The following is a 12,431-nucleotide window of genomic DNA, read 5'->3' as shown; positions in this document are numbered from 1 at the left end:
CGGTCGGGCTCAGCCCTGCCGCGCCTCCCACCACGCGAGCAGGCGCTCGGTGGCGACCTCGGCGCCCAGCGGCCCCTCCTCGGTGCGCAGCTCGAGCAGGAACCGGTAGGCCTCGCCCACCTCGCGGCTCGGCGAGATGCCGAGCACGCGCTGGATCTCGTCGCCGTCGAGGTCGGGCCGCAGCGAGTCGAGCTCCTCGCGGTCGCGCAGCTCGGCGATCCGGGCCTCGAGGTCGTCGTAGGCGAAGCCGAGCCGGTCGGCCTTCCGCCGGTTGCGGGTCGTCACGTCGGCGCGGGTGAGCATGTGCAGCCGCTCGAGCTGGTCGCCGGCGTCGCGCACGTAGCGACGGACGGCCGAGTCGGTCCAGGCGCCCTCGGTGTAGCCGAAGAAGCGCAGGTGCAGCTCGATCAGGCGCGAGACGGCGGCGATCGTGTCGTTGTCGAAGCGGAGGGCCTTCAGCCTCTTCTTCGCGAGCTTGGCGCCGACCACGTCGTGGTGGTGGAAGGTGACGACGCCGCCGGCCTCGAGTCGGCGCGTGGCGGGCTTGCCGCAGTCGTGCAGCAGCGCGGCGAGGCGCAGCGTGAGGTCGGGGGCCTCGCCCGGGTGGCGCTCGCGCTCGTAGCCGATGGCCTGGTCGAGCACGGTGAGGCTGTGCTCGTAGACGTCCTTGTGGTGGTGGTGCTCGTCGACCTCGAGCCGCATCGCGGCCAGCTCAGGCACGACGTGGTCGGCGAGACCCGTGTCGACCAGGAGGCGGACACCGTCTCGGGGGGTGTCGGTGCGCAGCAGCTTCGAGAGCTCGTCGGCGACGCGCTCGACCGACACGATGGAGAGGGTGGAGGCGCGGGTCGTCATCGCCTCCCGCACCTCCTCCGAGACCTCGAAGCCGAGCTGCGCGGTGAACCGTGCGGCCCGCATCATGCGCAGCGGGTCGTCGCGGAACGAGTCGACGGCCGTGCCCGGCGTCGCGAGGCGGCGGGCCAGCAGGTCCTCGACGCCGCCCGCGGGGTCGACGAGCACCTTCTCGGGCAGCCGCAGCGCCATCGAGTTGACGGTGAAGTCGCGCCGCACGAGGTCGCCCTCGAGGGTGTCGCCGAACTCGACGACGGGCTTGCGGGTCTCGCCGTCGTAGACGTCGCTGCGGTAGGTCGTGATCTCGACGACCTCGCCGTCGACGCGGGCGGCGATGGTGCCGAAGGCCCGGCCGACGTCCCAGTGGGCCTCGGCGAGCGGCACGACGATCGCGAGGATCTCGTCGGGGGAGGCGTTGGTCGTGAAGTCGAGGTCGTTGACCGGCCGGCCGAGGAACGCGTCGCGGACCGGGCCGCCGACGAGCGCCAGCTCGTGGCCGGCCGCGGCGAAGGCGGAGGCGAGCGCGGAGACGCGGGGGGCGGCGGCCAGGAGGTCCAGTCGCTGGAGGGCGGAGGCGACGGTGTCCATGACGCACCACTTTGCCACAGCGACCTCCCCGGGCCCGGCCGCGCGCCTCCTCCCCAGGGATGGTCCTGGCCCGCCGGTGGGCGGGTTCCCGGGTGCCGCACCGCGTGCCCCCGGGCTCGGTTCCCTAGACTCGCCATGCCCTCCGGCCGCCTCGTGCTCGGCGGGCACACTGCCTATGAGATCTCTCCACGCCCTCCTCGCCGCGCTGACGGCCGTCTTCGTCGTGGTCGTCGGCCTGCCGGCCGCCGCGACCGCCGCGCCCTCCGGCTCGTCGAGCCCCTCCGCGAGCAGCTCGTCCGCGGCCGCCGACGAGGGCGAGGCCGTCGACGGCGTCACGCTGACCCTGTCGCCCGCCGCCGACGGGGTGCTGGTGCCCGGCCGTGACCTCGTCCTCGACGTCACCGTGCGCAACGCGAGCGACACCGACGTGGCGGCCGGGGTCGCCCGCGTCTACCTCGACCGCGGCGCGTTCGCGACGCGTGGCAAGCTCGCGAACTGGCTGCGGCCCGAGTCGACCTCCGGCTCCGACTACCTCGGCTCGTACCTCACCCGGCTCGACGTGCCGGCGGTGCCGGCGGGCTCGACGCAGACCGTGGCCTCGGTCACCGTCGCCGCGGCCGACGTCGGGCTCGAGGGCTACACCTGGGGCGCCCGCGCCCTGGGGGCCCGGCTGCTCGACGACGACGGCGAGGAGGTCGCCCAGACGCGCAGCAGCGTCGTGTGGTTCCCCGGCGAGTCGTTCCAGCCCACCCGCCTCGCGGTCGCGGTGCCGATCACGACTCCCGAGACCGAGAACGGCGTGCTCGACGCCGCCGCCCTCAGCGCGTACACCTCGGTCGACGGCACCCTCACTCGCCAGCTCCGCGCCGTCCAGGGCACGGGGGCCGTGGTGGCCGTCGACCCGATGATCATCGCGTCCGTCCGCCTGCTCGGCAGCTCCGCGCCTCCCTCGGCCCTCTCCTGGCTCGACCAGCTGCAGTCGTCGGGGCTCGAGTCGTTCTCCCTCGCCTGGGCCGACGCCGACGCCGCCGCGCTCAGCCAGGCCGGCGCCGCCTCGCTGCCGTCGCCCCTCTCGCTCGACCCGCTGATCGACCCGTCGCTCTTCGCCGAGGTCGACGACACCGGCTCGCCCGCCCCCGAGCCCACGCCCACGAGCGAGGCCACGCCCTCCGGCACGGGCGACCCGTCGCCCTCGACCGAGGGCGAGGGCGACGCGGGCCAGGGAGGCGCGGGTGACGACGCCGGGGCCGGCACAGACCCCGGCGGGCAGGCTCCCGGTGCCGGCGAGCAGCCCGGCGACGGCGCGACGGCCCCGCCCCTCCCCACCACGGAGTCGCTGCTGAGCTGGCCGTGGAGCCACACCGGCGTCGTCTGGCCGACCGACGACTCCGTCGTCGCCGCGGACCTCGACGTCTGGACGGCGTCGGGCGCCACCAGCGCCATCCTCTCGAGCTCGAACGTCGACGGCTCGACCGACTCGACCGAGAACGCGGCGGTCGACCTCGGCGGGCGCACCGGCCTCGTCTCCGACGACTCGCTCACCGCCCTGGTCGGCCAGGCCGCCGGCGCCCCGGACGACGCCGCCTGGGCCGCCGCCGTGGCGGAGCTCTCGGCGAGCGTCGCCACCGTCGCCCGTGAGCGGCCGAGCGACGCGCGCACCCTGCTCACCGCCCTCGACCGCGACTGGGCGGCCCAGGGGCCGTACCTGCACCAGACGCTCGTGGCCCTCGCCGGGCTGCCCTGGACGACGACGGTCGGCCTGGGCGACGCCCTCGACGCCCCGCGGACGAGCGCCGTCGTGGTCGACCGCGCGGAGGACGCGACCCGGGTCGCGCAGGTGCGCACCCTGCTCGCCGCCGACCAGCGGGTCGTCGACCTCGGCACCGCCCTCGCGCAGCCCGAGACCGTCACGGCGGCCGTCCGGCTGCGCGTCCTCGGTCTCACCTCGCAGTCGTGGCGCGACAACCCCGAGGGCCTCGCCAGCGAGGTCGGGGTCGCCGACGCCGAGGCGAGCGCGACCGCCGGGCTCGTGTCGGTCGTGCGGGGCAGCGACCAGCTCATCCTCGGCGACCGCTCGTCGATGCCGCTCTACGTCGAGAACGGCACGAGCTCCGCGGCGACCGTCTACGTCACGGTGAGGCCGTCAAACTCCATCCTGTCCGTCGAGGAGGTCGGCATCCCCGTCACCGTCCAGGCCCAGTCGCAGGTCCGCGTGCGCGTCCCCGTGCAGTCCGTGGCCAACGGCACCGTCTCGGCCAGCATCACGCTCGCCAGCGTGACCGGCGCCGTCATCGGCGCGCCCAGCACCGTCCAGGTCAACGTCCAGGCCGGCTGGGAGACCGCGTTGACCTGGGTCTTCGCCGTCGGCTTCGTGCTGCTCTTCGGCGGCGGGCTGTACCGCACCTTCCGCAAGCGACGCCGCGCCCGCGACGGGCTCGACGGGGCGGACGGCGCGGACGGCCTCGAGCCTGTCACGGCCGACGGGCCGAAGGCCGACGGCCCCGACGCCTCCGACCCCGCCGACGGACGGGCGGGCCGCTCGTGAGCGGGCAGGCCGGCCTCGGGCGCGCGAGCGTGCTCCTGGCCTCCGGCACCATGGTGTCGCGCGTCCTCGGCTTCGTGAAGACGGCGGTGCTCGCCGCCGCGATCGGCCAGACGGCCAGCCGGGCCGCCGACTCGTTCGCCCTGGCGAACCAGCTGCCCAACAACATCTACGCGCTGATCGCCGGCGGCCTGCTCAGCGCCGTCCTGGTGCCCCAGATCGTCCGGGCCGCGACCCACGACGACGACGGGGGCCAGCGCTTCATCAACAAGGTGGTCACGCTCGGCACGATGCTGTTCGCCGTCGTCGGCCTGCTCGGCACCCTCCTCGCACCGGTCCTCGTGCGGATCTACGCGCAGCAGGCCAACTCGGCCGGCCAGGGGGGCTACACCTCCGACTCGCTGGCGCTGGCGACCGCGTTCGCGTACTGGTGCCTCCCCCAGATCTTCTTCTACGCGATGTACTCGCTGCTCAGCGAGGTGCTCAACGCCCGCCAGGTGTTCGGCCCCTTCACCTGGGCGCCCGTGATCAACAACGTCGTGGCCATCGCGGGCCTCGTCGTCTTCATGGTCGCCTTCGGCGGCGCCGGCGAGAACTCGCTGGTCGACGTCTGGACGCCGGGGCGCATCACCCTCCTCGCCGGCACGGCCACCCTCGGCGTGCTCGCCCAGGCCGGGTTCCTGCTGCTGTTCTGGCGCCGCGCGGGGCTGACGTACCGCCCCGACTTCCGTTGGCGCGGGGTGGGCCTCGGCGCCACGGGCAAGGCCGCGGGCTGGCTCTTCGGCATGGTCCTCGTGACGCAGCTGGCCGGCCTGGTGCAGAGCCGCGTGGCCTCCGAGGGCAGCGGCACCGGCGCCTCCAACGCCGTCCTCGCGAACGCGTGGCTGCTCTTCATGCTCCCGCACGGCATCGTCGCGGTGTCGATCGCGACCGCGTACTTCACCCGCATGAGCGGCCACGCCTCGCGCGGCGACCTCCGCTCGGTGCGCGTCGACCTCTCGCAGTCGCTCCGCACCATCGGCATGTTCATGGTCTTCGCGACGGTCGCGATGTGCGTGGTGGCCTACCCCTTCGCGAGCTTCTTCGAGAGCACCTTCCGCGGCGCCGGCCAGATGGCCCAGGTCATCGTCGGATTCATGCCGGGGCTCGTGCTGTTCAGCGTGCTGTTCGTCGTGCAGCGGGTCTTCTACGCCCTCCACGACCAGCGCACGCCGTTCTTCATGCAGCTCGTGCAGTCGGGCATCTTCGTCGTCGGCACTCTCGTCGCCTCGGCCGTCGTGCCCGACGACCGGATCGCCGTCGCCATCGCGGTCACGACCTCGATCGCGGGCTCGGCTCAGACGGTCGTCGCGCTCGTGCTCGTCAAGCGCCGCCTCGGCGGCATCGACGGCCGGTGGGTGCTGCGCCGGTACGTCCAGTACGCGTTCTTCTCGCTCCTGTCGGGCGTCGTCGGCCTGCTCGTCGTCACCGGCCTCGGGGGTTTCGTCTCGGAAGGCTTCGCTCATTCGAGCCGGATCGCCGGGCTGGCCACGGTCGTGGTGGCCGCTGCCGTGATGGCTCTCGTCTACTTCGGCCTGCTCGCGCTCATCCGCCTGCCCGAGCTCGACGAGCTGCTCCGGCCGGTGCTGCGCCGCCTCGCACCGCTCGCCGGCAAGCTGCGCCGACGCTGACGCGAGCCCTCCCCGAGGGCCGCACCGCGCCTCCCCGGCGCCCTCCGCCGCGCCTCCTGGACGCCCTCTGGGAGGGGGCCCGGGACGGGGAATGCCCCGCCGCTAGGATGCGTTTGATCAGACGGTCGAGGGAGACAGCAGGGGCCCCGCGGCTCCGACGGTTCGATCCCACCCCATCCAGAACGTTCCTCGAGGAAGGTGCTCATGCGCCAGATCATCATCATCGGCTCCGGCCCCGCCGGCTACACGGCCGGCATCTACGCGGCCCGCGCCGGTCTCGAGCCCCTCATCGTCGCCAGCTCCGTCGAGGCGGGCGGTGAGCTCATGAAGACCACCGAGGTCGAGAACTTCCCCGGGTTCCCCGACGGCATCCAGGGCCCCGAGCTCATGTTCAAGCTGCAGGAGCAGGCCGAGAAGTTCGGCGCCGAGGTGCTGCTCGACGACGTCACCAGCGTCGACCTGACGGGCGACGTCAAGAAGGTCACGCTCGGCAGCGGCGCCGTCGAGGAGGCCGTCTCGGTCATCTTCGCGACGGGCAGCGCGTACCGGAAGCTCGGCCTGGCCGACGAGGAGCGCCTGAGCGGCCGCGGCGTCAGCTGGTGCGCCACGTGCGACGGCTTCTTCTTCAAGCAGAAGGAGATCGCGGTCGTCGGCGGCGGCGACTCCGCGATGGAGGAGGCGACCTTCCTCACGCGCTTCGCGAGCAAGGTCTACGTCATCCACCGCTCCGAGTCGCTGCGCGCGTCGAAGATCATGCAGCAGCGTGCCCTCGACAACCCGAAGATCGAGTTCCTGTTCAACAAGCAGGTCACGGCCATCCTCGGCGGCGAGAAGGCCACCGGCGTCCAGCTCACCGACACGGTCGAGGGCGGCACCAGCGAGCTCGAGCTCGACGGCCTGTTCATCGCGATCGGCAACGACCCGCGCGTGCACCTCGTGCACGGCCAGCTCGACCTGACCAGCGACGGCACCATCGCCGTCGAGGGCCGCAGCTCGAAGACCAACCTGCGCGGCGTCTTCGCCGCGGGCGACGTCATCGACGCGACGTACCGCCAGGCGGCCACCGCCGCCGGGTCGGGCGTCGTCGCCGCGCTCGACGCCGAGCACTTCCTCGCCAGCCTCGACCAGACGTTTCTAGCCGAGCACACCGACGGCGCCGCCGAGGGCATCGACACGGCCGAGTCCGTGGCCGTCTGACCCTCGCGCTCCCCCTGAACCACACGACGAAAGGAACCACCATGAGCACCGCCAAGGCAGTCACCGACGCGTCCTTCGAGGCCGACGTCCTCAAGTCCGACAAGACGATCCTGGTCGACTTCTGGGCCGAGTGGTGCGGTCCGTGCCGCGCGGTCTCGCCCATCCTCGACCAGATCGCGGCCGAGAACGCGGGCAAGATCGAGATCGTCAAGCTCAACGTCGACGACAACCCGCAGACCGCCATGCAGTACCAGATCACGTCGATCCCGGCGATGAAGGTCTACCAGGGCGGCCAGGTCGTCAAGACCGTCATCGGCGCCAAGCCCAAGCCGGCCCTCGAGGCCGACCTGGCGGAGTTCCTCGCGTAGTCGACACCCTCGACAGCACCCCGAGAGCCCGCCCAGCACACCCGCTGGGCGGGCTCTCGCCGTACCCGGCGGCCTCCGGGCATATCCTGAACCGCACCACCCCCGACAGACAGGGACGCAGATGACGAACAAGGGCACCAACCTCGACCCGTGGTACGACTCGTACGCCGACCGTACGGCCGGCCTGAGCGCCTCCGAGGTCCGAGCCCTGTTCGCCGTCGCCAGCCGCCCCGAGGTGGTCTCCCTGGCCGGCGGCATGCCCTTCGTCTCCGCGCTGCCCCGTGAGCTCGTCACCGGTGCCATCGACCGCGTCATGTCGCAGAACGGCGGGGCCATGGCCCTGCAGTACGGCTCCGGCCAGGGCACCCCGGCGATCCGCGAGCACATCATGCAGATCATGGCGATGGAGGGCATCCGCGGCAGCGCCGACGACGTCGTGGTGACCACCGGCTCGCAGCAGGCGCTCGACCTCGTGACGCGGCTGTTCGTGAACCCGGGCGACGTCGTGCTCGCCGAGTCGCCGAGCTACGTGGGCGCCCTGGGCGTCTTCAAGGCCTACCAGGCCGACGTGGCGCACGTGGCGACCGACGCGGAGGGCCTCGTGCCGGAGGCGCTGCGCGAGACGATCGCCGCGGTGCGGTCCCAGGGGCGCACCATCAAGTTCCTCTACACGATCCCGAACTTCCACAACCCCGCGGGCGTCACGCTCACGTGGGCGCGGCGGCTGGAGATCCTCGAGATCTGCCGCGACGCCGGCATCCTCGTGCTGGAGGACAACCCCTACGGCCTCCTGTACTTCGACCAGCCCGCGCCGCAGGCCATGCGCTCGGTCGACGACGAGGGCGTCATCTACCTCGGCTCGTTCTCCAAGACCCTGGCCCCCGGCTTCCGGGTGGGCTGGGCGCTCGCGCCGCACGCCATCCGCGAGAAGCTCATCCTCGCCAACGAGTCGGCGACGCTCTCGCCCAACTCGTTCGGGCAGTTCGTCATCACGGAGTACCTCGACCAGGCTGACTGGAAGGCCCAGATCGAGACCTTCCGCGGTCTCTACCGGGAGCGTCGCGACGCCATGCTCTCGGCCCTGGGGGAGTACCTCCCACAGCTCTCCTGGACGGAGCCCGACGGCGGCTTCTTCGTCTGGGTCACCCTGCCCGAGCAGCTCGACTCGAAGGCCATGCTGCCCCGGGCGGTCAAGGAGCTCGTCGCGTACACCCCCGGCACCGCGTTCTTCGCCGACGGCGGCGGTCGCCAGAACATCCGCCTGTCGTTCTGCTACCCGACCCCCGAGGCGATCCGCACGGGCGTGGCCCGGCTCGCCACCGTGGTGAACGGCGAGCTCGACCTGCTCGCGACGTTCTCGTCGGCCTCGCTGGGGGCGCCCTCGGTGCTGCGCCAGGGCGTCACGATGCCGCCCCCGAACATCTCCTGACCAGCATTTACCTGATAAGGGGGATGGTCGGCCGTCTCGGTGGCGACGACGCCCTCGACCTGATCGTCGCCTCGACGCCCGCCCTGCCCTCACGCTCGACCCCCGGGGAGAAACCATGACCACCAGCGCCATCCACACCGTGACCGTGCTCGCCGGAGGCATCTCGCACGAGCGCGACGTGAGCCTGAGATCGGGGAGGCGCGTGGTCGACAGCCTGGCGGCCAACGGCATCCAGGTGGAGCTCCGCGACCCCGACGCCTCCCTCCTCGCGCACCTCACGTCCGACCGCCCCGACGTCATCTGGCCGGCCCTGCACGGTGCCTCGGGCGAGGACGGCGCCCTCCGCGGCCTCCTCGAGGCCCTCGACATCCCCTTCGTCGGCAGCACCTCCGCCGCCGCCCGGCTCGCCTGGGACAAGCCGACCGCGAAGGAGCTGGCTCGTCGCGTCGGGGTCAGGACGCCGCGAGGCATCACCCTCTCCCACGACGCGTTCCGGGAGCTCGGCGCAGCCGGCGTGCTGGCCGCGATCGCCGAGGAGCACCCCGTCCCCGTTGTGGTCAAGCCCGCCCGCGGCGGCTCGGCGCAGGGAGTCACCGTCGTCGACGAGCCCGGAGGGCTCCCTCGCGCCATGGTCGACGCGTACACCTACTGCGACGACGTCATCGTCGAGCAGAAGATCACCGGCACGGAGATCGCCGTCGGCGTCATCGACACCGGCGACGGCCCCGTGGCCCTGCCCGCCGTCGAGATCGTGCCCCGATCAGGGACGTACGGGTTCGAGGCGCGCTACAACGCGGGGGAGACGACGTTCTACACGCCGGCACGGCTGGATGCGGCAGCCGGGGAGGCGGCCGCTGCGGCAGCCGTGGCGGTCCACGAAGCGCTGGGCCTGCGTCACCTCTCCCGGGTCGACCTAATCGTGGACGCCGCGGGCACCCCGTGGTTCCTGGAGGTCAACGTCCTGCCCGGCCTCACCGAGACGTCGCTCGTGCCGATGGCCCTGGACGCGGCTGGATACGAGCTCGGCCTCGTCTACGCAGCCCTCGCGGAGAAGGCCGTCCGCGACCACGGCTGACAACTCTGGCGTAGAACGGCCCGCATCCTGCTCAGGGTGCGGGCCGTTTCACGTGGAACAGGGTGCTTCCGCGCGGCGCCGGGCGAGCGGGTTCATCGGTGAGCCGTCACGTCAACCCCCGAACGAGGCGACGTGGCGGCCGCCGTTCGTATGGTCTAATTCAGCAAGGTGCTGATCAACCGCGACAGCCGTGACAGAGACATGCGTTGGCTGACACAACCGTCACGGCACAAATGCCCTGAAAGGCAAGGTGCCCGGGTGGTCGGTCAACAGTCATCATGGCTGGGTTCGGTACCAGAGCACGACAGTCAGTCCCTGCGATCGCCATACTATGAGCGTTCGGGCTGTTGCGCGGTGAGGCGTTGATCTCTGACTAAGGTCGATCTTAGGCATTTCGCCACATGCACGCATGTCTTCACGGGTCCGACAGCACGCACAGGCCCAGCCTCGTAGTCGGGCGCGCTTCTGCCGCTATCCACGGTTCCCAGCACCGCCGCCCCCGTTCCACGTGAAACCCGACCACTGCCACGCTGGCAGGACGCAGATGGACGGACGAGAACCTTCCACCCTCTTCTCGTCCATCGGGAAGCGAGACCGAGACGACTCGGCTCACCCCCCCGCCCCCGTTCCACGTGAAACGCCCCTCTCGACGAGAGGGGCGTCACGCAGACCAGGACCGGCTACTCCTGGGCGAAGGGATCCTGCCCCAGTGCGGCCAAGATGCGGTTCAGGTCCTGCATGGAGGCGAAGTCGATGGAGATCGACCCCTTCCGGGCACCCAGCCGCACCTTCACCTTGGTGTCCAGCGCGTCACCCAGGTTCTCCGCCACCTCGTCGAGGTGGGCCTGGTGCTTGCCGACCGCAGCGCGCGTGGATCGGGGCTTGCTGCTCCCACCCGCCGCGATCGCCTCCGCGGCCCGCACGGAGAGGTCCTCGTTGACGATCTTGTCAGCCAGACGCTCCATCAAGAGCGAATCACCCGTCGACAGGATGGCTCGCGCATGCCCGGCCGAGAGGACACCTGACGCGACCCGGCGCTGCACCGACGCCGGCAGGCGCAGCAGTCGCAGGGTGTTGCTGATCTGCGGCCGGCTCCGACCGATCCGGTTGGCCAGCTCGTCCTGCGTGATGCCGAAGTCCGCGAGGAGTTGCTGATAGGCGGACGCTTCCTCGAGCGGGTTGAGCTCTGCACGGTGGAGGTTCTCGAGCAGTGCGTCCCGGAGCATCGACTCGTCCGCGGTGTCCTTGACGATCGCGGGGATGGTGGCCAGACCCAGCTGCTTCGTCGCTCGCAGCCGTCGCTCGCCCATGACGAGCTCGTACTGCACGTCCGTCGTCTCGCGGGACGCCCCCTTGCCCTTGCCGCGCGGTGCCGCCGGCAGAGGCCGGACGACGATGGGCTGCAGGACGCCCACCTCCCGGATGCTCGTGACCAGCTCCGCCAGCTCCTCCTCGCGGAACTCCGTCCGGGGCTGCTGAGCGTTGGGCAGGATGTCGAGCGGGTTGAGGTTCGCCAGGCGGGCGCCGGGGACGGCTACGAGCTCCTCCGCCGTCTGCTGCGCGGTCGGGAAGAACACGTCGACGGGCCGGTCCTGCGACTCGTCAGCGACGGGGATGAGGGCGCCGATGCCACGGCCGAGCCCTGTTCTCTTGGTTGCCACTACTGGGGTGCTCCTCGGCGCGCTAGTTCGGCTGCCGCCTCGAGGTACGAGATGGAGCCCGGTGAGTTGGTGTCGTAGCTGATGACGGTCTGCCCGTAGCCGGGCGCCTCGCTGATGCGGACGGACCGGGGGATGAGGGTCTGCAGGGCCTCCGCGGGGAAGTGCTCACGCACGTCGGCGACGACCTGTTGAGCGAGGTTCGTCCTGCCGTCGTACATCGTCAACAAGATGCTGGACACCTTGAGTGTCGGGTTGAGGTGCTTCTCGATCAGCTGGATGTTCCGGAGCAGCTGGCTCAGGCCCTCCAGCGCGTAGTACTCGCACTGGATGGGGATGAGGACCTCGCTGGCGGCCACGAAGGCGTTGATGGTCAGCAGCCCGAGGGACGGTGGGCAGTCGATGAAGACGTAGTCGAAGCGCTCACCCGCTGCTTCGGTCTGCTCGAGGTACGTGTCGAGCGCCCGGCGGAGCCGTTGCTCACGGGCGACCAAGGAGACGAGCTCGATCTCCGCACCGGCGAGGTGGATGGTCGCGGGGATGCAGTACAGGGCCTCGAACTCCGGGGTCTTCTGCACGACGTCGGCGACGTCTCCCTCGCCGACGATGACGTCGTAGACGCTGGGCGTCTCTGCGCGGTGCTCGACCCCGAGCGCCGTCGAGGCGTTCCCTTGAGGGTCCAGGTCGATGACGAGAACGCGCGCACCGCTGCGAGCCAGTGCCGCCGCCAGGTTGACGGTCGTCGTGGTCTTGCCGACTCCGCCCTTCTGGTTGGAGACCGTCAGGACTCTGGTCTTCGCCGGCGCCGGGAGGGGCTCTTTGGAGAGCGCTCGCTTGCGGCGGTTGAGGTCAGCGAGCTCCCGGGCGAGGGGAGTGCTGTTGTCGAACTCCGTGGAGGAACTCACCGATCTGATCTCCTGCTCGCCATGTTTCACGTGGAACGGTGGTCGACTCGGGACGGTCGACGCCTCCGGTCGCGGGGTGGGAGCAGCGACTCGTGTCGGCTCCTGATCGACCAGCACTGCGGTCGACCACGGTCAACTCTAGCTCGT

9 protein-coding genes are annotated in these 12,431 nt (G+C 71.4%); 6 read left to right on the top strand and 3 right to left on the bottom strand.

Translation table 11 applies throughout. The features are described 5' to 3' along the window. Positions 1-9: 9 nt before the first annotated feature. Positions 10-1,440: a CCA tRNA nucleotidyltransferase gene (locus tag IFT72_RS11110; RefSeq protein ID WP_192046454.1), complete on the bottom strand. Its 1,431-nt coding sequence runs from the start codon at positions 1,438-1,440 to the stop codon at positions 10-12. Positions 1,441-1,615: 175 nt separating this feature from the next. Here IFT72_RS11110 and IFT72_RS11105 point away from each other — a divergent pair, with 175 nt between their 5' ends. The 6 genes from IFT72_RS11105 to IFT72_RS11080 all read left to right on the top strand — a co-directional run bounded on the left by IFT72_RS11105 (position 1,616) and on the right by IFT72_RS11080 (position 9,721). Further along, positions 1,616-3,985 (top strand): DUF6049 family protein, encoded by a 2,370-nt coding sequence (locus IFT72_RS11105; RefSeq protein ID WP_192046453.1) that lies wholly within the window; start codon positions 1,616-1,618, stop codon positions 3,983-3,985. Beyond that, positions 3,982-5,652 (top strand): murein biosynthesis integral membrane protein MurJ, encoded by a 1,671-nt coding sequence (gene murJ, locus IFT72_RS11100; RefSeq protein WP_371741263.1) that lies wholly within the window; start codon positions 3,982-3,984, stop codon positions 5,650-5,652. The genes IFT72_RS11105 and murJ overlap by 4 nt, the downstream gene beginning before the upstream one ends. Positions 5,653-5,856: 204 nt before the next feature. Then, entirely contained in the window at positions 5,857-6,849 is a 993-nt protein-coding gene (trxB, locus tag IFT72_RS11095) for a thioredoxin-disulfide reductase (protein WP_056059252.1), read from the top strand. Positions 6,850-6,890: 41 nt separating this feature from the next. Next, positions 6,891-7,217, top strand: a complete 327-nt coding sequence (gene trxA, locus IFT72_RS11090) for a thioredoxin (protein WP_056058156.1) — start codon at positions 6,891-6,893, stop codon at positions 7,215-7,217. 121 nt (positions 7,218-7,338) lie between these two features. After that, the gene (locus IFT72_RS11085) at positions 7,339-8,646 is read left to right on the top strand and encodes a PLP-dependent aminotransferase family protein (RefSeq protein ID WP_056058153.1); all 1,308 of its coding nucleotides are present in this window, start codon (positions 7,339-7,341) and stop codon (positions 8,644-8,646) included. 115 nt (positions 8,647-8,761) lie between these two features. Next, entirely contained in the window at positions 8,762-9,721 is a 960-nt protein-coding gene (locus IFT72_RS11080) for a D-alanine--D-alanine ligase (protein ID WP_192046452.1), read from the top strand. Positions 9,722-10,401: 680 nt separating this feature from the next. Here the strand turns inward: IFT72_RS11080 and IFT72_RS11075 are convergent. Next, complete coding sequence (locus tag IFT72_RS11075; RefSeq protein WP_056058147.1) at positions 10,402-11,382, bottom strand: ParB/RepB/Spo0J family partition protein; 981 nt, start codon at positions 11,380-11,382, stop codon at positions 10,402-10,404. Next, the gene (locus IFT72_RS11070) at positions 11,382-12,314 is read right to left on the bottom strand and encodes a ParA family protein (protein WP_056058142.1); all 933 of its coding nucleotides are present in this window, start codon (positions 12,312-12,314) and stop codon (positions 11,382-11,384) included. Before IFT72_RS11070 ends, IFT72_RS11075 begins: the two co-directional genes overlap by 1 nt. Positions 12,315-12,431: the final 117 nt, after the last annotated feature.

This window comes from Frigoribacterium sp. CFBP 8754, from assembly GCF_014841815.1.
GTDB classification, from domain to species: domain Bacteria; phylum Actinomycetota; class Actinomycetes; order Actinomycetales; family Microbacteriaceae; genus Frigoribacterium; species Frigoribacterium endophyticum.
Note: the sequence above shows the minus strand (reverse complement) of the source record. Positions and strands in the feature narration are given on the sequence as shown.

Excerpts from the sequence above, each read along its gene's own strand:
- IFT72_RS11110 (WP_192046454.1), bottom strand. The coding sequence starts at position 1,440 with ATGGACACCGTCGCCTCCGCCCTCCAGCGACTGGACCTCCTGGCCGCC.
- IFT72_RS11105 (WP_192046453.1), top strand. The coding sequence starts at position 1,616 with ATGAGATCTCTCCACGCCCTCCTCGCCGCGCTGACGGCCGTCTTCGTC.
- trxB (WP_056059252.1), top strand. The coding sequence starts at position 5,857 with ATGCGCCAGATCATCATCATCGGCTCCGGCCCCGCCGGCTACACGGCC.
- trxA (WP_056058156.1), top strand. The coding sequence starts at position 6,891 with ATGAGCACCGCCAAGGCAGTCACCGACGCGTCCTTCGAGGCCGACGTC.
- IFT72_RS11085 (WP_056058153.1), top strand. The coding sequence starts at position 7,339 with ATGACGAACAAGGGCACCAACCTCGACCCGTGGTACGACTCGTACGCC.
- IFT72_RS11080 (WP_192046452.1), top strand. The coding sequence starts at position 8,762 with ATGACCACCAGCGCCATCCACACCGTGACCGTGCTCGCCGGAGGCATC.